At 56.3% G+C, this 24,602-nt stretch carries 17 protein-coding genes and 1 pseudogene; 6 read left to right on the forward strand and 12 right to left on the reverse strand.

Going from position 1 to position 24,602, the window contains the following annotated elements:
• Positions 1–3: 3 nt before the first annotated feature.
• From A3C3_RS0128715 to tam, 10 genes and pseudogenes are all read right to left on the reverse strand, one after another.
• On the reverse strand, positions 4–1,767 hold the full coding sequence (locus A3C3_RS0128715; RefSeq protein WP_022718027.1) for an ATP-dependent helicase: 1,764 nt from the start codon (positions 1,765–1,767) through the stop codon (positions 4–6).
• Positions 1,764–3,551, reverse strand: coding sequence for an ATP-dependent nuclease (locus tag A3C3_RS0128720; RefSeq protein WP_028740087.1), 1,788 nt, complete (start codon positions 3,549–3,551; stop codon positions 1,764–1,766). Before A3C3_RS0128720 ends, A3C3_RS0128715 begins: the two co-directional genes overlap by 4 nt.
• Positions 3,552–3,764: 213 nt before the next feature.
• Positions 3,765–4,020 (reverse strand): annotated as a pseudogene (locus tag A3C3_RS45545) (IS66 family transposase); the annotation flags it as partial.
• Between the two features lie 29 nt (positions 4,021–4,049).
• Positions 4,050–4,721, reverse strand: a complete 672-nt coding sequence (locus tag A3C3_RS0128725) for an SLATT domain-containing protein (RefSeq protein ID WP_022718029.1) — start codon at positions 4,719–4,721, stop codon at positions 4,050–4,052.
• A 9-nt stretch (positions 4,722–4,730) separates the two neighbouring features.
• Complete coding sequence (locus tag A3C3_RS39505) at positions 4,731–6,419, reverse strand: RNA-directed DNA polymerase (RefSeq protein ID WP_022718030.1); 1,689 nt, start codon at positions 6,417–6,419, stop codon at positions 4,731–4,733.
• A gap of 993 nt (positions 6,420–7,412) precedes the next feature.
• On the reverse strand, positions 7,413–7,892 hold the full coding sequence (locus A3C3_RS0128735; protein WP_145611957.1) for a hypothetical protein: 480 nt from the start codon (positions 7,890–7,892) through the stop codon (positions 7,413–7,415).
• A gap of 295 nt (positions 7,893–8,187) precedes the next feature.
• Complete coding sequence (locus tag A3C3_RS0128740) at positions 8,188–9,240, reverse strand: lactonase family protein (protein ID WP_022718032.1); 1,053 nt, start codon at positions 9,238–9,240, stop codon at positions 8,188–8,190.
• Positions 9,237–10,550: a C4-dicarboxylate transporter DctA gene (gene dctA, locus A3C3_RS39510; protein ID WP_022718033.1), complete on the reverse strand. Its 1,314-nt coding sequence runs from the start codon at positions 10,548–10,550 to the stop codon at positions 9,237–9,239. The genes A3C3_RS0128740 and dctA overlap by 4 nt, the downstream gene beginning before the upstream one ends.
• Positions 10,551–10,692: 142 nt before the next feature.
• Positions 10,693–13,299, reverse strand: a complete 2,607-nt coding sequence (gene acnA / locus A3C3_RS0128750; protein ID WP_022718034.1) for an aconitate hydratase AcnA — start codon at positions 13,297–13,299, stop codon at positions 10,693–10,695.
• 118 nt (positions 13,300–13,417) lie between these two features.
• On the reverse strand, positions 13,418–14,191 hold the full coding sequence (tam, locus tag A3C3_RS0128755) for a trans-aconitate 2-methyltransferase (protein ID WP_022718035.1): 774 nt from the start codon (positions 14,189–14,191) through the stop codon (positions 13,418–13,420).
• A 91-nt stretch (positions 14,192–14,282) separates the two neighbouring features.
• Here tam and A3C3_RS0128760 point away from each other — a divergent pair, with 91 nt between their 5' ends.
• The gene (locus A3C3_RS0128760; protein ID WP_022718036.1) at positions 14,283–15,026 is read left to right on the forward strand and encodes a transporter substrate-binding domain-containing protein; all 744 of its coding nucleotides are present in this window, start codon (positions 14,283–14,285) and stop codon (positions 15,024–15,026) included.
• Positions 15,027–15,053: 27 nt separating this feature from the next.
• The gene (locus A3C3_RS39515; protein WP_233450666.1) at positions 15,054–16,058 is read left to right on the forward strand and encodes a GntR family transcriptional regulator; all 1,005 of its coding nucleotides are present in this window, start codon (positions 15,054–15,056) and stop codon (positions 16,056–16,058) included.
• Between the two features lie 5 nt (positions 16,059–16,063).
• On the opposite strand, the gene fba is transcribed toward A3C3_RS39515, so the two are convergent.
• Positions 16,064–17,110, reverse strand: coding sequence for a class II fructose-bisphosphate aldolase (gene fba, locus A3C3_RS0128770; protein WP_022718038.1), 1,047 nt, complete (start codon positions 17,108–17,110; stop codon positions 16,064–16,066).
• A gap of 102 nt (positions 17,111–17,212) precedes the next feature.
• Positions 17,213–19,030 carry a methyl-accepting chemotaxis protein gene (locus A3C3_RS39520; RefSeq protein WP_167521955.1) on the reverse strand — a complete coding sequence of 606 codons (1,818 nt, stop codon included), beginning with the start codon at positions 19,028–19,030 and terminating at the stop codon, positions 17,213–17,215.
• A gap of 306 nt (positions 19,031–19,336) precedes the next feature.
• On the opposite strand from A3C3_RS39520, the gene A3C3_RS0128780 reads away from it, so the two are divergent.
• The 4 genes from A3C3_RS0128780 to A3C3_RS0128795 all read left to right on the forward strand — a co-directional run bounded on the left by A3C3_RS0128780 (position 19,337) and on the right by A3C3_RS0128795 (position 24,544).
• A complete protein-coding gene (locus tag A3C3_RS0128780) occupies positions 19,337–20,431 on the forward strand; it encodes an isocitrate/isopropylmalate dehydrogenase family protein (RefSeq protein WP_022718040.1) in 1,095 nt (364 codons plus the stop codon).
• 116 nt (positions 20,432–20,547) lie between these two features.
• Positions 20,548–21,648, forward strand: a complete 1,101-nt coding sequence (locus A3C3_RS0128785) for an ABC transporter substrate-binding protein (RefSeq protein WP_022718041.1) — start codon at positions 20,548–20,550, stop codon at positions 21,646–21,648.
• A gap of 141 nt (positions 21,649–21,789) precedes the next feature.
• The gene (locus tag A3C3_RS0128790; protein WP_022718042.1) at positions 21,790–23,475 is read left to right on the forward strand and encodes an ABC transporter permease; all 1,686 of its coding nucleotides are present in this window, start codon (positions 21,790–21,792) and stop codon (positions 23,473–23,475) included.
• The gene (locus A3C3_RS0128795; protein ID WP_022718043.1) at positions 23,468–24,544 is read left to right on the forward strand and encodes an ABC transporter ATP-binding protein; all 1,077 of its coding nucleotides are present in this window, start codon (positions 23,468–23,470) and stop codon (positions 24,542–24,544) included. The genes A3C3_RS0128790 and A3C3_RS0128795 overlap by 8 nt, the downstream gene beginning before the upstream one ends.
• Positions 24,545–24,602: the final 58 nt, after the last annotated feature.

Genomic DNA, 24,602 nt, shown 5'->3' on the forward strand with positions numbered 1-24,602 from the left:
ACGCTACAGAATTTGTACACCACTCTCGCCCAAAAACCGGCTTGGCGGGTTTCCGAAATAGTCTGGTTCGTACATGTACATCAGTAGCTTCTCTGCCCTTGTAACCGAGACGTAGAATTGGCGCTTCTCAGCCTCGATTTCACTTGCGGTCTTCGCTTTATAGAATGGCATTGTTCCCTCGCGAACTCCAATAACCGCCACAGCTTCGAATTCACGGCCCTTGGACTCGTGTATCGTCATGAGCCGTAGCGCTTTCTCGGGGCTGGCAAACATTCCGAGGTCTTCGATCGAGATGTTGTCGACATCGATCTTATTGTGGCGCATATCCGCAATCATCTCGTCCACAGACGATGCGAACCGATTGACATCGCGCGGACCGATCCATGAATCTCTCGCTAGAAGAGTGCCAGCAGCAGCGGACATTTCTCGGAGCCAAACCACTCCATCGAGTTCCGTGGCAAGATCATTCGCTGTCCGAACGAGAGCTGAAATCGTTCGACGCCCCTCATAACTGAAGACATCAAACCTGCTTTCACCTGTGATTTCCTGCAGTGCGTGGAAAACAGCGCGCTCGATCTGCCTGACGTTGAACTTGGGACCGTCGATGACTGCGCCGCCGAGTTGCTCAGCAACTGTAGCGAATAAACGCGACCGGCGATACGGTCGTGCGCCGGGTCCTACGATCGGAATGCCGTATTCGCGCAAGGCCCTGGATATCGGATAGAGCGCATTCCAACTCTTGGCCAGGACGGCTGATCGACCAAGTCTTAGCTTCATCCTGTTGATGGCGGGGATGAAGTCCTCAACGATAGCGTCGAAGCTCTTTTTCCCCGATACGAGGTGAACCGGTTCGGCGCAGTGTCTGCTTTCGCCTTCGCTGGTCATTGCAGGCACGCGTGGGAAAAGGCGCTCTCCATGCACCACAATGGCGGGGCTGGACCGAAAATTCCACGACAGCGACAGGTCGCGTCTTGCGCCTATTTCGTCTGCAAACGGGTCTATCAGCTCCGGCCTTGCCCCAGCGAATCCGAAAATCGATTGCGACGGGTCGCCAACCAGAAAGAACGTCGATTTGCTCTGAGCATGGAGAAGTCGGAGGATTTCGACCTGTATTTCGGTCGTATCCTGGAACTCGTCAATCAAGAACGATCGAAATTTAGTTGCAACGGAGTTCGCAATAGATGCGTCGTCTCTCAGCAGGCAATATGTCCTGTAGAGGATCGACGCAAAATCGATGTAGCCGGCGGCTTGGCAATAGCTCACGAAGTGCGGGGCGGCCTTGGCTATCATGTCGTCTTCAAGGGCGGAGCCGATAAACTGACCCGCCGCATTGAGACCGATTTGACCAAACCGCTCGTATTCTTGGAAGGTTAGATCATACCGCCCTACCTTCTCGGCGGACTTTTCCGCAATTTCCGTGAAGACGGGATTGTCTGAGGTGAGCACCTTCATCGAGCCGCGGAAGCCTGCTACTCGAGAGGCGAATGGGCGCAATACCTGGTGTAGGCAAAAAGCGTGTATGGTGGAAACGGTGTAGTTTCTGCTGTCATCGGGAGAAAGATAGGCTGCAGCACGGATGTCTATCTCGCTAACGGCGGCGTTTGTATACGTGATACAGGCTGCTGAGAACGGAGTGCCTCGAAGTGCGTCGACTTCCTGAATGAGCCGCGCGACTATCGTCCTGGTTTTTCCACTCCCGGGGCATGCCTTCAGGAGAAGATTTCCAGAGTGTTCGACAGCTTCCCGTTGCTGCGGCGTCAATCTCATTCGAGGAGCCACTTCACGGCAGCCTCGACGTAATCCGGAACAACTGCATTTTTCGGAACGTTCTCCGCTGCCGCTTGAGCAAACCGAGCCTTGCCGAACCTTTTCGCAGTGTTGAGAACGCTTTTCGCTAGTGCCTCCGTTGCACCGGTCGTCGCGTTCCGTAGCTTTTTAGATACAATCGGGGCACCAACTTTTCCGGCGGCGTCCGCCAGCATGCCAAGGTTTGGCGTGAGCGTTATCTCTCTCTCGAACGTGGTCTTTCCAAGGAACACCTTTACGTAATCGCCGGAGAGCTTCGTGACATCTTCCTTTTCAGGCAGGTCCAGCTCTTCACCATCTTCATTGCCATCGACGGGCGGCTCTTGATCCGCGTCGGCCACGATCGCGCATTTTTTGTGAATCCCCTTTTCGGAAAACAGTCTCGAAAATGCACCGAAATGAACGCCATGGATCGCCACGACGGAAATGCCGACGCGATCGAGGTCAATTCCCATAGCTGACTTGATCAATGGTGGGAGAAGGAAAGCCTCTGCGGCACCCTCGACCAGCATGACACGTCGCGCGAAGAGCAGATTCGATTTCGTGGCGTCGAGATATCTTTCAAGGTCCGCGACATCTCCGGCCGTAAGGTCATCGTTTGCCGCTACGGTTGATGCCTGCGGTGCGGATTTCCCGACGTTTGTAAGCAATACAAACGAATTCAACGGCGCTTTTGATGCCACCTGTGTACTGTGCGTGGTGACGATTGACTGAAACGGCAGCACCCGCAAAGCATCTAACAAGACCATCTGTAGTTGTGGGTGCAGGTGAGCTTCCGGCTCTTCGATGAGTATCAGCTCCCCGGCCGCCTTGCCCTCGGCAGCACGCCTGCGAAACTGCTCTATCAGAATGGCCATATACAGAACGTTGTTCATCCCCAGGCTATTGCGCCGGGGCTCAAACGACATCATCGCAGGGCCGCTCAGCAAAAGCCGGATGTTTCTCAGAATCGACTGGAATGTCGGTGAACTGAGGCCGAGGTTGACGTCTAGGCTGAACGCCTCTCCCGTCACGTCCTTCAATGCGGCGTCGATCGCCCCGGCCACGTCCGTGACAACCGGTGACTTCTCAATCCCGTCGTTGGCTGCTTTTATCGCTGCGATGAGAGCAGCCTGTTCGGCTGGCGGTACCTTGCTTGCCGCGATCAGTCTGATCAAGGGAGACTTGCGCATGTCGGCGAGGTCGTGCTCCACATCGCGTAGCGCGTGCAGAAATACGACGCGATAGGCTTGGAGGTATTGAAGTCCGACCGAGCGCGCTCCGATATCGTCGTTTTCGACGTTCCACTCAATGGCGGTCAAATCGACGCCTGGGTCTCCGCCACCAAAAAGTTCCCAGCTGAAGTCGTCCAAAACCAGAGAGCCAAGTACTCTCGCGCCAGTGAGGAGGTCCTCTCGTACTGTCGCTCGCGGTCTGAACCTGTAGAAAATTCTGGCGCGCCCGTCGCCCAATTGTGTTCCGTGGAGCATGGCGACTTCGTTGTCGTTAGCTTCATATCCGGTGAACTCGACACCAATCAGGACCTGGAAAGGATTCGATTGGTCGATGTCACAATGGACGTCATCCTTTTGCAACGACCGAAACGATGACGACAGATCGACGTCAAGGCACAGGCGCAGTGCCTGTATGAGCGCCGACTTGCCGGAACTGTTTTCTCCGATGATACAGGTAGCTTTCTCAGCGATCGCTACATCGACAAAGTCTAGCGCCCGATACCCCTTAACTACAATGCGACTCAGGTGCATGTTGAAGCCTCCAGTTGTAGAGCTATCACAATTTTCGACCTTGTGCAGCTTTCCATCTTCGAGGTGTTGTACCGACTCAATCGCGTTATCAGGCGGTCGTCGAACCACAGTTGCAGGCTTGTCCGTCGCTCGGAGCACCCCAAGGGCTTCGACGGAAATCCCGTCATCGGTAGTGACATCGATCGCCTCAGATCGGCGATAATGAGCGTCCAAGACCGGACGTAGTTCGAATGGTGCCCTGACGAGCCAGTCTGCGAGTGTAGAGCGGTCAAGATTGACGCCCTGTCGGCTCATGATCTGGGTCTGCCGATAGAGTGGTAGGTGATCGGCGTATTAGGACACCAGCACATGAGCGATTGTCGCCTCTGTCGGCTACCCGGCCCGGATCAATCGTGCAAGCTCTGGAGCCTGGGCCACGCCGTCGGTGGAGGCACGGCAGGCATTTTTTTGGACGACGGGTGACGATGACTTATCCTGCCAGAAGGCTGGTGATCTAACCTATTTCATTCCCAGATAAGGAAGGTCCCAAGCCTGATAGATGATGACCGCGAGGGTCGTCAGGCCGGGAGATACCGCGAGCGCTATGACTGTTGCCTGCGCGACAAAGCTTCTGACGCTATAAAAGAAATTCACAATCCTACATTTGGACTTAGCCCGCGACCACGTATTGAGCGTGAAATCTACCGCGGAATGGTTGACGTTGGTCAGGATGTTCTCCTGTTCGTACTCCTCGGCGGCGTTGGCCAAAATGTCCAACGATGGCTGTGGGCTGGCCAGTTCCCGTTCTAGCTTTCGCATGAGCGCGGTGGCTCTGAGGGCGCTGTCGTGAAGCTTTGCAGCCAATAAACCGCGGCCGAGAGCGTACTCAAATAGGGTGATCGCTAGGATAGCGACGGATGACATGGTCGATACGATACCCAGCTTGCGCGTAATTGTTTCGTCGATGTTGGGGTAAGCCAAGAAGATGACCGAGACCCAGATTAGAACAACAGCGAGAACCGACTGGATGAAGAGGCTGGCTCGCTCTTTGAGTACCAGGAGCCTCGCCGCCGTGAACCGAGCGCCCCTGGTACCGGCGATGACGCGATCCGTTAGGTATTGATAGTATTCGAGTGTCTTCGGGGGGGTATTCGGAGAAGTCGTCGGCATGCTGGTTGGGGTCGTGGTCATTCGCTGGCCTCAATATATGTCGGGATCGACGTGTCGGATTTCGATGTCGTCGAAATCCGACACGTCCAACTCGTTTTCGGGGTCCGAGGTGAACTCGTTGTGAGCTGTGCGAGCCAAGATCAAACGCGACAGGCGGTTCTCTCTCTCGCGCTCGGTCAGCACCTGCGACAAGTCCCTTCGCTCGTTCGTCATGTCAAAGAACGAAAGCTGCTCATTCAGGAAAAGCCTGTAGAACTGGTCGTTCTCCCCATAACGATCGTCTGTCCACTGGCTCTTTGCCGCCTCGTAGCCGTAAAGAAACATGTTCGAGCGGAGGCCGTCGGCGTTTGCGTAAGACTTCCAGTATGACGTGTCGATCGCGCCATCGATCAATCCTTCGTTCTCTGCGTGCGTAACTAGGATGGCAAGCATCGGATTCGGCATGCGAAGGCACTTCGTAAGCGCCTCGGCCTTAATCTTAATATTGAGGCGACATGCCAGATAAAGGAGCCAGAGAATTTCGCCCGTTCTCTGGTGCGCCCCCAGCATCGGCAGGCGAGAAGCGATGAAGTCGGACAGGGCAGCCAGGTTCAAATCGCCGCGCGCGTCATGACGGAGCAGGAACGCTTCAACAAGAGTATCCACCAGAGTGGTGTTTTTCCGATACGATGAAACGATGTGATCTTGGAGGAAGTCCCAATCATTACTTTGCACGAAAGCGGTCCGGCAACTCGACATGGCGAATTTCTCGACGTTCAAATTGCCGTGTCGCTTGCTCATATCGTGAACAATGTAGAAAAAACGCTCGAACGAGGCTTTATCCGGCTTCCTGGGAGGCAGGTGAGCCCGCATGAAATCCTGCCAGCCCACATATGCGAGATGGTTCGTCGGCTCGATTGAGGTTTTCTCCTTGCCAATATCGAGTTCGAATTCGGCTGCAGCGCGCCGGACTTCCGCGATTATTCGATGCCCCTCTTCGATTGAGTTGCAACCGAAAGTGAAATCGTCGACGAACCGTGAGGCGTCGCCCTTCTTCATTGCCAAGGCGTCGTCAATTGTCTTGTCGATGCGCGATGCGACTACCTCGGCGAGGATTCTTGAAGTGTCGGGACCGACGGGTAGGCCCGTGGTCTGCCCGCCTTGTGCATTCCGAACCAGCAACCCGAGTTGGTTGCCGAATAGAGTCGGCCTGCTCGTGGTATCTGTTGTCTTACCGTGCACAGCCCACGGTATCGATCCTGTGTACACCGAGTGGTAGAAAGCACGTACGTCGGTGGTGACAGTATATTCGAACCGCGGTGACAACTGAGATGTAAACTCGTCGCGCCGAGCGAAGACGGGGCGGCGTAGTGCTCGCTGTCCGCCCCAATCGAAAATCGATTCCGACAGAGAATAGTTTGATTGGTGCTCCACTGCTTGGAGCGCACTATAGTGCTTGGCAATCAAAGCAGACGTAAAGAGGTGAGAAATCGGATTTATCACCGAGTGAAGGCGATCTGTGTTGTTGAAGCGCGGGTAATAAAATGTGGCCTTCTCGGACACAAACCTCTGATAGGCAGGTCTCCCCTTGATTTTTGGCAGCTGTCTTATTTGTTTGAGCAGTGAAGCTCCCTTAGCGCCAAAGCCCCGAGCCGAGAAGCACGGAGGCAATTCGGGTGCGAAGTACCCGTAATCCAACAACCTTCGGAACCGCTCAGCCTCCGACCTGATTTTTGCCACGGCGATCTCCCTCAACCCAGTATGGTATCTCTAAAGCCACTGCTGGTTGATTTGGCAAGAGGGCGATGAGCCGATGAGAATAACTTCTTAGCCAGACACTCCAAATCTGCTGAGTCGTCCGCAGCCCGGCCCGCAGTCGGTTCAACAATGCCAGCTCACGCCACACATGTTGTAACGAGATCGGGCTCTCCTATGGTAAGGCCCTTGAGGAAATCATGAGCAAAGCCCGCATCTGATCGCCGCCGTTCTCGGCAGTGAGGCCATTTTTTTTGGAAACCTCACTGATTGCTATCGCCGCGCTCGTTTAACTGAGAACGGAAGCCGAAGCCGCAGCAAGGAACGACTGTTCCACACGGGCGATGCTCGTCACAACTACTCGTCTTGTTCGAGATGATTGCCAATCGGCACGGCGGCTTTGTTTTGGCGATTTCGTCGCGTCAATTAGGGCGAATAGTATTCAAGGCCGAAAGCATCGGGTCATTCGGCATTCGTTGCTTTCCAGGTAAGCCGCTCGGTGATGTAGCCATCCCAACACCGGTCAGCTGGCGGGTGCCCGACCTGAGAGATCAGAATGGTGTCCACGAGAGGATTCGAACCTCCGACCCCAGGATTCATACCACTTCGGCTTTAGCCGCCGTCCTAGGACGTTCGTGGTCTGGACTGTCCCTTCACCGTGAGCCTTTCGACTTTTAGGTGCTGCCCATCCAGTCTCTACACCTTCACCAGGTTTCCCTGGAGCTTGGCTCGGGATTGGCATGCTGAGAGTTCAGCGAAGCGTTCCCCGACTTTGAGCAGATCGACTACACCCTTTCGATGTGCAGCCCCCAATTTACAACTAGGAATCCTGTGCTCTATCCTACTGAGCTACGTGGACAAACCGATCATTTCCTGGAGGTTCGTACCCGATGCGGCCAGGAATATCAACACCAAGATCATCACTGCGCTAGGGGACTTAACCGCCTTTGTAAGTTACCAAAAAAAGCCGGCCGACATTTATCGACTAAGCCAACGCGACCAATTTCGTTTCGCGGTGACGAAGTTCGTGACCAATGCCTCCACGTCGAACAAGAAGTCCGAAAGCAAAATTGGGTCGCTGCCATCGACTTCGTCGGCGTCGAGATGTTCGTTCATCCAGGAACGAGGTCTCCGCTCCCGCAAGTATGTTCTCGGGTCCCTGAAGTTTTCCATGGCCTCCAAAATTCCGCCAAGGTCCGCACAGGTGTCCTCGAGATAGTCGCTATCTATTGCGTTCAGCGTCATCTGGTGGCCGGGTCCGGCTATCGCGCGCCGGAGAAGCTGCATAGCCTGATGCCCATCCTCATGCATTGCCCAAGATTGGATTCCATTGCGAGCAAGCTCATCGTCGGAAAGGTCTAGCAGCGTCTTTGTGATGAACGGCGGATAGGCGTTCGCGACCGGTTGGAAATCCGATTCCGCGATGGCCCTGTCCCAGAGTTCAAGGAAGCTGTCCAACTGGCTCTCTCTTCCGAAAGAGCCCACATAGCTGCGCAGGATTGAAAGTGGGCGTCTCAATGAGACATCATGATGAATCTGATCCGCTACCGCGAGCATACTTTTCCCCTCTTTGCCAAGAGCTAGCCAGCAATAGGAAAAGGCCGGACGAAGTCGTCGGTGTCAACAGATACCGTCGCAGCGAGCTTCCTGAGCGAACCGGGAATGCTAGCAGTCACCGAAACCCATAATGCAAATGGGTTTCATTCGACCGGTAGATGATTTAGCCGTTACGACACTCTCGTCATGCCAGAAACTAGGCTTCTCGGAAAACAATCGACGTCGGACTGCCAACCCTGACTTCTTGCCCCCCTCTTGCTAATGATCCATCTTCGTTCCGCCGGAAGGGCACAATCATATCGCTGTCCTCATTCGCGACGTAGAGCCAGCATTGATCAGGGTCCATGGCGAAGAAGCGCGGTGTCTGGCCTTCTGAGCATGTCCAGTGGCTTGCTGTCAGCTGTCCGTTGAAAGCAACGGAGAACGTCGTGATTGAATCATGGCCTCGGTTCGAAGTGTATAGGTGCCGGCCGTCTGCGCTGATCTCAATCTCTGAGGCTCGGCTGTTACCGCAAAAGTTTCGTGGAAGAGCGGACAACACGTCTACGCTGGTCAGCACACCCTGTCGGTCGTCAAAGTCATAAGTGGTGACGGTGGAGTCCAGTTCGTTCAACACATACGCTTTGGGCAATGTCGGATGAAATGCGATGTGTCTTGGCCCGGCGTTCTCGCGGGCCGGTTCGCGATGGACGATGCTAAGATGACCGGAAGCCTCATCGAGCTTCAAAACCGTGACCTGATCATTTCCCTTCTCCGGCACAACGATCCATTTGCCAGAGGGCGAAAAGGGCGAGTGGTGCGGGCGGCCGTAGTCTTGTTCGAGCTTATGGGGGCCGAGAGTGCCCTTTAATTCGCAGAGGTCAGCGATTGCAGAGAGGCTTCCGTCTTCACTGACAGGTAAACTTACCAGGCTGTCGGTCTTGTAGTTCGGAACGACAAGCCAGCGATTGGTATGGTTCAGAGCGAGATGGACTGGATTTCGCCCGCGCGTCGACTGCTTTCCGGTGGCCTCGATCCGGCCGTCCGGCGAAATGGCATAGGACGTTACAAGATCGAGGTCGCCATGAACGGAATAAAGAACGTCCAACGTTGGGTGGAGGGCAAGAAACGATGGGTTTTCTTCCGTCGGCAGAACCTGAAGGAGAGACCAGCTTCCAGTCGAACTATCGACCTTGTAGACGCTAATGCCTTCCCCGCGAGCGTTGCGCTCACGGGTCGTTCTGCAGCCGACGTAGGCAAAGAGGGTCATGCCGTCCTCGTGCTCGATGTTTCAGGAAGGACCGGACCCTCGATGGTGATCTGTATCTCGCCCGCGAGCACGGCGCGCGCTCTCTCGCGGTCCAGCTTGCCTTCCCACTGAGCAACGAAGACGGTTGCGACGGCATTGCCGATGAACGAGGTGACTGCCCGAGCTTCGCCCATGAAGCGGTCAACGCCGATCAGAAGACCGATAGCGGGAAGCGGGATGGTGCCCACGCTGGCAAGTGTCGCAGCTAAGGCCACGAAGCCGCCACCCGGCACACCGCTCATCCCCTTCGAGGTGAACGAGCCGATCAAAAGGATGACGATTTGTTGGGTGGGCGTCAGCTCGATGTTGAGAGCCTGCGACAGGAAGACGACCGCCATGGTCAGGTAGATGCAGACCCCGTCTATATTAAAGGCATAGCCTGTCGGGGCGACGAGCCCGACGATCGTCTTGTCACAACCCATCTGTTCGAGCTTCTGCAGAAGACGAGGCAGAGCTGGTTCGGCACTGCCCGCGCCAAGGACGATGACAATCTCGTCTTTGAGGAACACGACCAGACGCCAAATGCTGACCCCAGCGTAACGGGAGACTGCCCCGAGGACGACAAAAATGAATATCCCGCAGGTGATATAGAAGGCGATCATCAGCTTTAGATACGGCAACAGGCTTCCTGCGCCGAACTTGCCGATGGTGAAAGCCATCGCGCCGAAAGCACCAAGGGGTGCCAGATACATCAGGAAGCCGACAATCTTGAAGAAAAGATCGGACACCTGTTCGATAACCCGGGTAAGCTCGTCGCTGGCACGACCGGCGCGAGCCAAGGCGCATCCGGTCAGCACCGCGATGAACACGACAGGCAGAATTTCGCCATTTACGAACGCGGACACGAAGGTGTCAGGAATGATCTTGAGGAAAAAGTCTACGAGGTGCTGGGATTCCGCAGTCTTCGCGAATCCCGCAACAGCATCGGCATTGAGCGATGAGGGATCGATGTTCATCCCCTTGCCGGGCGCAATGATGTGCGCGACGATTAGGCCGATGAACAACGCAGCGGTTGTCAGGACTTCAAAATAGACGACGGTCGTGAGACCGACACGTCCCAACGCCTTCATATCGGACATTCTGGCAATGCCGATAACGATGATCGTGAAGATCACCGGCGCGACTACCATTTTCAGTAGCTTGATAAAGCCGTCACCGAGCGGTTTGAAGTCCACACCGAGAGATGGAAAGTAGTGACCGACAAGAATGCCGAGCACAGCGCCGATGATAACTTGAACATAAAGGGGTTTTAGGTAACGGGCAGAAGCCATGACGAGCCTCCCAGACTTTGTCGTAGATTGGCTTTTAGGATATTAAAATGCAGTTGTGAAGCCTTTAACTGTTAATGCGACAAAAAGTAATTGGTTTTTCGTCGCCGTCGGCTGCAAGCGAGCATTGGGCGTGGCCGTCTGATTAGTCACGCCCGCGGATGCATCCGTCCAATATCATTGGCAAAATGCCTCCATGACGGAGGGTCTCGACCTCGGCCTCGGTTTCAAGTGCGGCCCGCGCTTCCAGAACTTCAACTTCGCCGGTCGCTCGGCGAAGTTCCACCCGGATCGCGGACCGCGGTTCGAGTGTGGATTTGTCGAGATCGACAAAGACTTTGTCTCCGGGACAGACGTTCAGACCGCGGCCGTCTTGGTTGATCCTAAGCGGGAGAATGCCCATGCCGATCAGGTTCGACCGATGTATCCGCTCGAAACTGACAGCAAGAACGGCCTTCGCGCCCAAGAGCGCGGCCCCCTTCGCAGCCCAATCACGGGACGATCCCATCCCGTAACACTCCCCTGCGATGATAACGACGTTTTCGCCTGCGTTTCGGTATGCCTGAGCAGCGTCCCACAATGGCATCACCGTCGCCGAAGGAACATGGAGAGTCGATCCAGGCGGCAGATCGGGGGCCAGTTTATTTCGCACGGTCTTGTTAGTGAACAGGCCCCGGACCATTGCTTCCCAGTTCCCTCGCCGGGATGCGTAGACGTTCAGATCGTTAGGGTCCTCACCCCGAGCAGCGAGATAGCCCCCCGCGACGCTCTTCTTCGGTATAGCGCCGGCCGGTGAGATGTGGTCGGTCGTGATATCGTCACCGAGCACCAGAAGGGGCGTTGCCTCGAACGCTTGTTGCCTTTCGCGATCAGAGAGCCGTGCAAACGGTGGCCTGCGGATATAAGTCGAAGTGTCGTTCCAGGGGAAAAGGACACTGGTTGGGGCATCGAGTTTCGACCATGCCTCGCTTGCTTCGGCAATTTCATATGCGTGATCAACGTCCGAGCGGTCTGCCGAAAGCGCCAAGGCGGCGTCTATCTCGGCACCGTCGGGCCATAGGTCAGCAAGCTTCACCGGTTTCCCGTTCGCGTCGAATCCAAGTGGATCGTTCAGAATGTCGATATCAACCGTTCCCGCGAGCGCAAACGCAATCACCATTGGAGGGGACGCAAGAAAGCCTGCCTCGAGCTGTGGATGGACCCGGCCAGGGAAGTTACGATTGCCGGACAGCACTGCCACCGGGAGAATGGACCTTTCTTCCATCGCTTCGACGATTGTCTGAGGAAGTGGTCCGGAATTCCCGATGCAGGTCGTGCAGCCATAGCCAACAATGCCGAAGCCGATGGCCTCAAGGTCCTCAAGCAAGTTTGTCCGGCGCAGATAGCGTTCGGCGGTCGGTGACCCCGGAGCCAGCGATGTCTTGACCCAGTATGGTGGCTGCAGGCCGAAATGCCTTGCCTTACGCGCCAACAGTCCGGCCGCCACGACCAAGCGAGGATCGGAGGTATTCGTGCAGCTAGTGATCGCAGCGATCGCGACAGCGCCGTCGGCAGGCTTGTTCTCGTGAGACGGCACGAGAGATGCCTTTAGCTTTTGAAGAGCCGAGCGCGTATTTCCGGCCGAGATGCGATCTTGTGGCCGGGTCGGGCCCGCGAGGCTGACCTCGATGCCCGTCAGGTTGATTTCAATTGTGGATGTGTAGGTTGGATCACTCTCGGGATCGAACCACAGTCCTGTGCGGTGAGCGTATGCTTCCACAAGACTGACCTGGCTGTCGCTACGGCCAGTTTGCCGGAGATAGAGGATGGTCTGCTCATCGATAGGGAAATAGCCGCTGTTCCCGCCAAACTCGGGCGTCATATTTGCGATAACGGCGCGGTCACCTGCCGTCAGGGTGGAAACGCCTGGACCGTAGAACTCGACGAATTTGTCCTGCAGGTCGAGCCGGCGCAGCCTCTCGGTGACGGTAAGTGCGAGATCGGTGGCAAGTACACCGGATGGCAGCTTCCCAACCAGTTTTACGCCCACAACGTCTGGAACCCGGAGTGTGACCGGCATGCCGAACATCACGCTTTCGGCCTCCAGGCCCCCGACACCCCAACCAAGCACACCAATTCCATTGATCATCGGCGTGTGGCTGTCGGTACCGATCATCGTGTCCGGAACGGCCCAAACCTTGCCATCGACTTCCACCGTGGTGACTACCGTCGCAAGTCGTTCAAGGTTCAGCGTATGCATGATTCCGGTTCCGGGCGGATGCACGCGAAAACCAGAGAGGGTGTTCGTCGCCCACTTCATGAACTGGTAGCGTTCGGCGTTTCTGTCGTATTCACGGGCGATATTCAGACCAAAAGCACCTTGTTGGGCGTAGAAGTCCACGCCGAGCGAGTGGTCTGTCGAAACGTCGACGCGAACAACCGGGTTCAGGGCGGCCGGATCGCCGCCCGCTTCCGCGAGCGCGGATCGCATGCCAGCGATATCTACGAGCGCGGGACCGCACGTCGTATCGTGCATGAGAACCCTGTTTGGCAGAAACGGGATTTCTTCTTCGCTCGATCCCGTATCCAACCAATTCAAGATCGCAGCCTTCGCTCGCCCGGCATCTTCGCCCGCGGTGCGCAATACGTTCTCAAGCAGAATTCGATGAATTTGAGGAAGACGCTGCAGTTGCCCCTCAGCTTCGATAACGAGATCGATTATCGGGAGAGTCGCCCCGTCTACTTCGATCGAAGGCGCGAGAGCATCAGACATGGCTTAAACTCCAGTGGTGCACTGTATTCCATTTTATGATAATAAAATGCAATTAGGATTTTGACGGGTTGCTGTTTGTCGAGCGCTGGGGCGCTCAACGTCGCGAACATCGGTCCAATCAGCGTCGAGCAACAATGAAAAGACGTGGGAACGGCAGCAAAACAGTGCCGTCGTCCATCACGGAATATTGCTGCGAAAGCAGCTCTTCATATGTCGTAAGGTATTCTGCTTGTTGCGCTTCGCTCAGCCGGCTGAGGTAGGGCAGCAGGCCTGTCCCCTTGAACCACTCGACGATACCGCTCAATCCCTTGAGCGGGTGGTTGTAGGTCGTCCGCCATATGTCAATGTTCGACGCATGCGGTTTCAAGATAGACCAGTAGTCCGAAGGCGACAGGATCGACGTTCGCTCGGCATCGGCATCCTTCAGTGCGTCAGACCAACGCTCATCCTTCGCCATCGTTCGCATACCAATATGTGTCGGTTGGTCGAGGTTGTCCGGCATCTGCATCGCCAGCGTTCCGCCAGGCTTCAGGAATGAAAGCAGTTTCGGGAAAAGCTCATCGTGGTTCGGAACCCATTGCAGGACAGCATTTGCAAAAAGCAGGTCTTGTTTGGCGTCAGGCTGCCAGTGAGCGATATCGCCCAACTCGAACTTACAGTCAGGCAGGCGCTTCCTGGCAGCCTCGACCATCTTGGGAGAAGAGTCCATGCCTGAAACCGCGGTCGATCCGAAACGATCCGCGAGCAGCTCGGTGGAATTGCCCGGCCCGCAGCCGATATCGGTCGCAGCTTCCACGGTATCGGCCACGACCCGGGCCAAAAGGTCAATCGCCGGGCGCGTCCGATGATCTTCGAACTTCAGATACTGAGATGGGGACCAAGTTGCGGACATAAGCGGCTCCTTTAATTGCAGTTCATATTTGCATTTTCAATCGTAAAAATGCAATACTAAGGGCCGCAGAAACACCTGATGGTATGATCCGATGCCTAATGCATTTGAACTCTCGGCAGACGAGAAAGCTGAACTCGCTCCAGCGGGCGTAATCAAAGCCGCGGTGGCGGTTGGACCCGCTGCGTCGGCGGTGTGGTGTGTTCGCGACGAGGCGTCTGGTGAAGCACGCGGGGTCACGATAACCCTTGCGAAAGAGATTGCGCTGCGTACGGGTCTCCCACTGGAACTCGTCGAGTTTTCCAGCTCGGGCGACATTGTTTCCAATGCAGACAGCGGATTATGGACCCTTTCCTTTGTCCCGGTAGACGATCAACGCCGTCAGGTGCTGGGCGTGGGTCCTAACTACTATCTCGGGGTGAGCACCTATCTCGCTCGAAAAGAGGCATTCAAAACACTACAGGACGTCGATCAGGCAGGTGTACGGGTTGCGGGGGTTGCAGGAACGGCAACGCTGCGAAGCGCCGAAAGAACGCTCAAGAATACCAGCATCGACGGATACGGGTCACTCGACGAGGCCATGGCAAAGTTCCGTAGCGGCGAATTGGACGCGATTGCTCTAGGCAAAGAGTCGATTATCAGCATGCTTCCCGGGCTGGAAGGTTGCCATGCCGTCGACGGTCATTTCCACGAGGCCGGTACGGCGATTGTGGTGCCACAAAAGAATGTCCAAGCCCTGCAAGCTGCCGTTCGCATAATGGATGAAATGAAGTCAAATGGTTCCATGCGAGCCGCATACGACCAAAACCAGATGAGCCACGCTGATGTGGCCCCGTGATTCTCGCCGGGGCGAATGGCGTCACCTTTGCGTTCCGCTCAATCAGGCCTTAACTTAGATAAAGACGATTCAGAGACAGAGTGCGCCAGGATGCGAAACAGTAGTCAGTTGACCGCAAACATTGCGAAAGAGATCAGCCAACTGATCCGATCCGGCGATCTAAAACCAGACGATCATCTGAGCACTCAGGGTCTGGCCGACAAATTTGGCGTCTCGCGTTCGCCCGTGCGCGAGGCCATGCAGGTCCTCTTCGAGCAGGGCTTGCTTGAGCAAAAGCCGAACCGCGGGTTCTTTGTATCGACAAAGGTCGTCGATGAGCCGGTCGAGGCTCCGAGCGACCAATTGCAAGAGACGATGAGCGATTATCATCGTCTTTCGGAAGATTGGCTTACTGACCGCATTCCTGCCGATGTGACCGAACAGATGCTCCGAGACCGCTACGGCTTTACCAAAGCCCAGGTGAGCGACATCCTGATGCGTGCTGCCAGAGAGGGGTGGGCAGAACGAAAGCAAGGTTACGGCTGGCGCTTTCTGCCGGTCGCGAAAACCGCCGAGGCTTTCGAACAGGTCTATCGCTTCCGCATGCTGATTGAGCCTGCGGCAATGCTGGAGCCAACCTTTGCGTTGGACAGAAAGATCATCGATGAGCAACGCCGGATACAGTCCAGGATGCTCGAAACCGACATCCGTACGCTTCCGGCGGAAAGGTTGCTCTACAACGGTTCGCTGTTCCACGAAGAGCTGATCAAGATGAGCGGTAATCCGTTCTTCCACCTGTCCTTGGTACGAGTAAACCGCATGCGCCGCTTGCTGGAATATCGCTCGAGGGTCGATCGTGACCGACTTCACGTTCAGTGTGAAGAACACCTTGCGATCCTTTCCCTTCTCGAACGCGGTGAAATCGTTGAAGCCTCCTATGCGATGCGCAGACATCTGGGCGGAGCGCTTACGCGGAAGTCACCTTTGCTCTGGTCGCAAGAGGTCGCAGGGGGAAAGCAGGCGGAACTACTAGGTTCCGCCGCCGTCGACTAACGCCCCTACCGGGCTGACTGATAGGATTTCGCCATCTGCTCAAGAGTGAGCGGCTTGATCTTTTCGGCCTGCCCAGCGCACCCGAACATTTCGAAGCGAAGTTCACACTCGGCACGCATCCGAGCGATAGTGGGCTTGAGAATCCCTCGGATGTCAAAGGAAGCCTTGTTCTCGGACAGATACCGACGCAGCGCTCCGGTAAAGGCCATTCGCAGGTCGGTGTCGATGTTTACCTTGCGGACGCCAGACTTGATGCCCCTGACGATCTCTTCGAGTGGGACGCCGAAAGTCGGTTGGATTTCGCCTCCGAACTCGTTGATCAACTGTTGCAGTTCCTCGGGCACTGACGACGCCCCGTGCATGACGAGATGAGTGTTCGGTAGCCTTCGATGAATCGCGCCGATCACGGCCATCGCCAAGGTCTCGGCCGTAGGCTTCTTGGAGAACTTATACGCTCCATGAGAGGTGCCGATGGCAACGGCCAGCGCGTCGACGCCGGTCGCCTCCACGAACCTTGCAGCCTCTTCCGGGTCGGTAAGTAGCTCTTCCTTGCCGAGCTTGCCCTCGAACCCATGACCGTCCTCCTGTTCACCGCTACCGGTTTCCAGTGACCCCAAGACCCCGATCTCGCCCTCGACGGATATCCCTTTCAGGTGCGCAGACCGTGCTGTGCGTGCCGTTACATCCACGTTGTAGGCAAAGTCGGAAGGGGTCTTCCCGTCAGCCTTCAACGACCCGTCCATCATGACGGACGAAAAACCGAGGTCCATTGCTTTCTCGCAAACCTCAGGACTGCTGCCGTGATCCTGGTGGAAACAGATCGAAAGATGCGGATAACGTTCAACCGATGCACGGATGAGGTGCTTCAGGAACACGTCGTCTATAAAGGCCCGGGCGCTCTGCGAGGCTTGGATAATGACGGGGCTTTTAGTCTTGTCCGCCGCTTGGAGCACCGCGTGGACCGTCTCTAGGTTCGTAACGTTGAAGGCTGGAAGGCCGTAGTCGTGGTCTGCGGCGTGATCGAGTATCTGTCGGAGAGAAACTAGGGGCATCGAACATCCTCAAATAGCGTACAATGCCCCACAATTGGATTTTAATGCTAAAAAAAGCAATATAAATTTAAGGGAGAGCTTTCCGCTCCACCCAGCAGTCGTTTACGCAGCTCGCGAGTATGGGGCGGCCTTGGTTGGTCTCTCAGAAACAACGAACTGCTGCAGGAGCTGGTTTAGCTCCGCAATATCTGTAGCGAGGCCGTGGCTGGCAGCGGTCGACTCTTCGACCATTGCGGCGTTCCGCTGTGTCGTCTGATCGATCGTCGTGATGGCTCCATTGATCTCCTGCAAGCCGACGACTTGTTCCCGCGAAGCCGTGTTAATGGACCGCACCCGGTTATTGATCTCCTCAACGTGGTCGACGATTTCCTGAAGGGCTGTGCCAGTCTGACCGACCAGATCGACACCGGATTTTACCTGTTCACCGGAGGTCGTGATGAGCGATTTGATTTCCCGCGCGGCCTGTGCAGACCGTTGCGCCAGCTCGCGGACCTCCTGGGCGACGACGGCAAAGCCCTTTCCGGCTTCACCGGCACGCGCCGCTTCGACACCGGCGTTCAGAGCCAGTAGGTTCGTTTGGAAGGCGATATCGTCGATCACGCCAATGATATTATTGATCTCGCTCGATGAGGTGGCGATGGCCTGCATGGCGCTGACCGCGTCGCAAACGACTGACCCCGACGTCTGCGCTGCCTGGTGGGCCTTGCGGACCAGGTCCTCAGCTTCCTGCGCTCGGAGCGTCGCATCGCGCGTGGTCGTCGTAATCTGCTCTAGGGCGGCGGCCGTTTCTTCGACGGAAGCAGCCTGCTGCTCTGTTCGCTGCGCAAGGTCATCGGCAGCCGACCGAATCTCAGCGGCGCTGGCAGAGATAGAGCGAGCGTTGGCGGAGACGGCACTTAGAGTGTATTCGAGTTTCTCGACACTGGCGTTGAAGTCCTGCCGTATTCTGTCGAAGCTTCCCGCAAAGGGGGTGGAAATCCGGTGAGTGACGTCGCCGGCTGACAGTGCGTTGAGCGCGGTAGCCAATGTGTTGACCGCGAAGTCGACCTCTGCGTCATGCCTTGCCTTCTCGGCAGTGCGGTGGCGTTGAGCCTCTTGAGTCACACGCTCCGACTCCTGCGCATCTTGCTCCAGTCTCAAGCGGTGTTTCGCGTTTTCCTTGAAGGTGATGACGCTCTTGGCCATCTGGCCGACTTCGTCGCCACGGGTCGCTTCTTCCACGGTCACACTAAGGTCGCCTTCAGCTAGTCGCATCATCTGCTGTCGCAGTCGAGCAATCGGCCTCAAGATGCCAAACGACGCCACGGCCATGGATGCTGCGATCGTCAAGGCGATAGCCAGCGCCAGCAAGGTAGCGCTCCGGAAAATCGTTTGGTGGTTTGCTTCCGAAAGGTCGCGAACACCGTCCGCAACCTGCTTGTCCATTTTCTCGTTCCATTCGCGAAGGCTTGTTGCCAACTCGTCAATTTTTGGATCGATAGCTCCCAGCACAGCCAAGGCGTTCAAATCGCGATTGCCTTTAGCCGCGACAATGGCCTTGTCGAGACCAACCTTGATCGCGGTGGCCTTGGCCAGAAATGCTTCAAGTTCAGTTCTGCCGTCCGGATAGGCCGCTATGGCCGCATTCAAGCGGTCGAACATCCGTTGTGCGTTTTTCTCGTAGCTGCTCGCAACGTCTTCGAAGTCTTTGGCATCCGGCGAATAGGCGGTGAGTTGATAGGCACGGTATGCAACTGACTGCATGTGACGGGCTGCTGCCACAATATGAGTATTCGCCTGGTCCTCCGAGTTCACGAAACGGATGTAACGTCCATCTGCCTGCTCGAAGCGCAAAGACGTGTAGGCGAGACTACCGGCTGCAAGTACGCTGATGCTGGCTGTAATGGCTAAAATCTTTAGCCGGATGCTGCTGTTCTTCAAGAATGACATCGAAAGTCCTCCGCGGGGAAAAATCCAGCAAGTTTTGCTTTTATATATTTAAAAAACCAATAATCACAGACGTGATGCTTCATCTTGTGGCGACCAGATTGGTTTTTCGAAGAAATTGAATCTTTGACCGTTACGATCTCGAAAAAATCGGTTCCGATAGCCGCCGTATCGCAGGTTCCCGTAGAAAATATTTTCTTTCTCTAAATGGCATTTGCATTTTTACGCGTAAAAAGCCAATATGAGGCCGTGGTGATGAGCGGCGGAAAAAGCTTTCGCCTTCTAGGGAGATTAGATCACATGAAAATTTCGGTCACAGAGTGCGACGGCATTGGCCCGGAAATCACTGCTGCAACGTTGGAAGTGCTGAAGGCAACCGATAAGGCCTTTGGTCTCGGGTTGGAGTACGAATTCGAAGACACCGGGTTCACCAGCCTGGAGAAGTACGGCACGACGCTTCGCGACGAAGTTCTGGATCGCGCTCGCAAGGCGGATGGCATCATCCTTGGGCCGCAGTCTCATATGGATTACCCCGCTCGCGATAAGGGCGGCGTCAACGTCTCCGCTGGATATCGCGTCAAGCTCGACCTTTATGCCAACGTACGCCCGGCTCGTTCGCGTTCGTTCCTGAACAACGCGAAAAAGATGGACCTCGTGATTATGCGCGAGGCCACTGAAGGCTTCTATCCGGACCGCAACATGGTCGCTGGTACTGGCGAATTCATGCCGACCGAAGATGTCGCTCTCTCGGTCCGCAAGATCACCGCAAAAGCTTGTGAGCGTATCGCGCGGCAGGCATTCGTACTCGCAATGAAGCGCGACAAGCGCGTCACCGCTGTACACAAGGCAAACAATTTCATTCTGACCGACGGCCTCTTCATGAAGCAGGTTCGCAAGGTTGCTGAAGAGTTTCCGGAAGTGAAACTCGATGACTTCATCATCGACGCGATGGCCGCTCACCTGGTTCGTGACCCGTCACGCTTTGACGTTATCGTCACGACGAACTTCTACGCCGACATTCTCAGCGATCTGGCTTCCGAGCTTTCCGGCAGCCTTGGTCTTGCTGGTTCCATCAACGCGAACGCGGAACTGGGCCTCGTATGCGCCCAGGCCCAGCACGGGTCTGCTCCGGACATCCAGGGCAAGAACATCGCCAACCCGACGTCGTTGATCCTTTCGGTTGCCATGATGCTCAGCTGGCTGGGTGAGCAGCGAAAGCTTCCGAACTATGAAGCGGCTGGTGCTGAAATCGAACGAGCTGTCGACGAGGTTCTCGCGAACCCGGCCACCCGCACGCGCGACCTTGGCGGCGACGTCAACACAGATGCTTTTGGCTCGCTCGTAGCTCAGGCGATTACCAATGGCGGCTCGGCCAGGAAGGTAGCGAACGCCTAACAGGCAGTTGGTTTTCCGGCTCTTCGGGGCCGATTGAAGTTTCGCGAGGGCGCAAGGGTGCGTCCTCGGGATTGCCGCCCGGAGGAGAATTCTCGGGCATTTTGGGAGAAGAGACAATGAAATATTCCATGTCCCCTAAGGGGGTTGCGGTCACTGCTGCGTTCGTTTCACTTCTGACTTCTGTAGCTTTCGCTCAGGAGGTTCCTGCTGGTTATCCGGCCGACTATGCGTCGATCCTGGAAGCAGCCAAGAAGGAGGGAACGGTGTCGATCTACACATCGACCGATGCGGCCAACTCGCAGAAGCTGCAGGACGCGTTCACCAAGAAGTTCGGCATCAAGATCGCCTACAACGACCAGGGCACAAACGGTGCCTATAACCAGGTGATCTCGGAAGCTGCCGCCGGTCAGACGACGGCCGACGTCGTTTGGAGTTCCGCGATGGACCTTCAGATGACGCTGATCCAGGACGGCTACGGCGCTGAATACAAGTCGCCTGAAGCGGCAAATTTGCCGGCGTGGGCGAACTACAAAGACACTCTCTACGGCACGACCGTCGAGCCGATTGGTGTCATTTACAACACGAAGGCGTTGAACAAGGACAAGCTCCCCAAGACGTACGCTGACATGATCACCTTCCTCAAGGCCGACAAGAGCGAGCTTCAGGGGAAGGTCGCCACCTTCGATCCGGAAAAGAGCGGCTCTGGCTTCCTTCATCACTCTAATGACGCTCGCGAGCGCAAGGACTTCTGGGACCTCGCCAAGGCAATGGGCGACGACGGCGCGAAGATTTACTCAAGCTCCGGCGGTATGAAGGAGACGGTTGTTTCGGGCGAGAACGTCATCGCCATCAACATCATCGGCTCGTACGCCCTGCAGTGGGTGAAGGAAAGCCCGAACCTGGGCGTTCATTTCGCCACCGATTATACCCCGGCGTTCTCGCGTCTCGCGCTCATCACGAAGGATGCGCCGCATCCGAACGCTGCCAAGGTCTTCGTTGACTATATGCTTTCCCAGGAAGGCCAGTCATTGCTTGCCGAAGGTGGGTTGCCGTCTGTTCGTAAGGACGTCACGGCCGGTCTCAACATCGAGACCCTAAATACACTCGTTGGCGGCGGCCTCAAGCCGATTGCTGTCGATGAAGGCGTACTAGAGTACATGGACCAGATGAAGCGTGTTCAGTTCCTGAACGACTGGAAAGCTGCGCTCGGCCGCTAAGGCCAACCGGCTGCGGCGCAAGACGCGCCGCAGCCTCTCAGATAAAATTGAGAGGCAATCATGTCTACACATGCTCAGGCTCCGAGCGCGATTGCGTTATCCGCAAAGTCAGCGCCAGCCGCAAACACGTATCCGCCTAAAATGCCGTCAGTGGGGAACGCAAGCGCGTACCGCATTATCGTAATCACGTTGCTGGCAATTGCCGTTCTCGCTCCAGTGGGCCTGATCATCTATCAGAGCTTTCTAAGCGCGGCATTCTTCAGCCCACGCGCCCACGTTGGCCTTGACGCCTATCGGTATGTCTTCACTGACAAGAACTTCTACCGCGCACTTGGTACTACCGCTCTGTTCTCGTTCGGAATGGTAGCACTTGCCGTGCCGCTTGGTGGCCTGCTCGCATTTCTGATCACGCGGACGGACATCAAGGCGAAGCGCTGGCTCGAAATCCTCGTCCTGGTGCCGATGTTCATTTCGTCGATTGTTTTGGCTTTCGGCTACACCGTCTCGGTCGGACCGACAGGTTTCCTATCGCTGGTCATCCGCGATCTCGTAGGCTTCGTGCCGTGGAACATCTACAGCCTTGCTGGGATGATCGTCATCGGTGGCCTCAGCCACGTCCCGCACGTCTACCTGTACGTCTCCGCGTCGATGAAGAACCTTCCTTCCGATCTGGAAGAGGCTGCCCGTACAAGCGGTGCCAACATTTGGCAGGTTTCACGCGACGTAACCTTGCCCATGGTTCTCCCCGCTCTGATCTTTGCGGCGGCTCTCAACATCCTCCTGGGCTTCGAGACGTTTGGTATTCCGCTGGTGTTGGGTGACCCGAACGGTATCATGGTCCTCACGACCTATATCTACAAGCTTACGACGCTCTTCGGCACGCCAACCTATCAGCTGATGGCGGTGGTTGCTGTTGTTCTCATCCTCATCACGCTGCCTCTCGTGTGGATTCAGCGTCGCCTTCTGCGCAACGCCCGTCGTTACGCCGCTATGGGTGGCAAAGGGGCTCGTGTCGCTACGTTGAAGCTCGGGAAGAGCGGTCAGATCATTGCTCTTTCGATCATCGGTCTGTGGCTGTTCATTTCGGTCGGCCTGCCCATCGGTGGCATCACCGTTCGTGCATTCGTCAATGCCTGGGGTGAGGGCGTCAATCTTTGGGACCAGCTGACCTTCTCGAACTTCGATCATCTGCTTGAAGTGCCGAGCCTGGTTCGCGGCATCATAAACACCGTCCTCCTGTCCGTCGTTGGTGGTGCGGTTGCGGTTGGGATTTATCTGCTGGTCGGCCTCGCCGGTCACCGGAACTGGGGTGTCTCCAACACTGTGCTCGACTATCTGGTGCTGTTGCCAAGGGCGCTCCCTGGCCTGGTTATCGGTCTGGCCTTCTTCTGGGTGTTCCTCTTCGTACCGTTCCTGACACCCCTTCGTCCGACCCTCGCCAGCTTGTTCATCGCCTACGTGGTCGTCGGTCTGTCCTATGGCTTGCGCCTTCTTCAAGGCACTCTGATGCAGGTTGCGCCAGAGCTGGAAGAATCTGCTCGAACGACCGGCGCGACCATCGGACGTACCTGGAAGGACGTTGTCATTCCTATCGTCAGACCTGGTCTGGCTGGTGCATGGGCACTCATCATGATCATCTTCCTCCGCGAGTATGCGACGGGCGTTTATCTGATGGGCGCGGGAACCGAGGTAATCGGCTCTCTGATGGTCTCGCTGCTGCAGACCGGTGCAATGAACACCATCGCAGCCCTCTCTCTTATCAGTATCGTCCTGACAGGTGCGGGTCTCGCCCTTGCCCTGCGACTCGGAGCTAAAATCCATGACTGAACTCGTTGTAAACAACGTCCAGAAATGGCTGGGCGGCCTTCAAATCCTCAAGGGTGCATCCTTCACGGCAGAGCGCGGCAGCATTGTCGCACTGCTGGGAGCGTCGGGCAGTGGCAAGACTACCTTGCTGCGCTGCATCGCCGGCCTCGAACAGCCGGAAATCGGCAACATCGTCATCGGCGGCAAAACGGTGCTCGACGGCGAGAAGAAGGTTGCGCTTCCTCCCGAGCAACGCAATATCGGTCTCGTGTTCCAGTCGTATGCGCTTTGGCCGCATAGAACCGTCAAGGAAAACGTGGGGTATGGCCTCAAGCTACGCGGTGTGAACCCCACCGAGATCGGTACTCGTGTCCAGGCTATTCTCGACCGCATGGGTCTGGGACATCTCGCTGACCGTTATCCGTCGCAGCTATCCGGTGGCCAGCAGCAACGCGTCGCCATTTGCCGCGCCCTTGTCTACGAACCGCGCGTTCTGCTGCTCGACGAGCCGCTCTCCAACCTCGATGCGAAGCTTCGCGAGGAGGCCCGGTACTGGATTCGCAAGCTGATCCTCGATCTGCAAATTTGCGCAATTCTCGTCACACACGACCAGAGCGAAGCGCTGGCGGCGGCCGACAATATTCTCCTGCTGCAGGACGGACGTATCGTCCAGCAAGGCGGACCGCAGGAGATTTACTCGAACCCGAACAGCTTCTACTCGGCCGATTTCCTTGGTGCGAACAATATCGTCAAGGGGAAGGTGCAAACGGTCAGCGGCCAGGTTGCGACGATTGGCGGAGAAGGCTGGTCGTTGAACGGTACGATCCGCGAAGCAGCCGGTCTGACGGGTTCTGAGGACGCTCGTGCGGTCATTCGTGTTGAGCAGATCAAGGTGACAGACGTTCCCGCGAACGAGGGCATCGAGATGAACCTCGACGACAGCATCTACTTGGGGGATCGCTGGGAATACCGTCTCCGCCGAGGTGATTTTGTGGCGAAGGCGCACGGAACGAAACAGATGGCTTCGGGCAAGGTGTGGGCGCAAATCCCGCCCGAAAGTGTCTGGGTTTTCTCCGGCGCTCAGAAGTAGGCCACACTCCGGCGGCCGCCCTTCCTCCCGGGCGGCCGCTGACTTTCATAGTTCAGTT

Source organism: Rhizobium mongolense USDA 1844 (assembly GCF_000419765.1).
Taxonomy (GTDB): domain Bacteria; phylum Pseudomonadota; class Alphaproteobacteria; order Rhizobiales; family Rhizobiaceae; genus Rhizobium; species Rhizobium mongolense.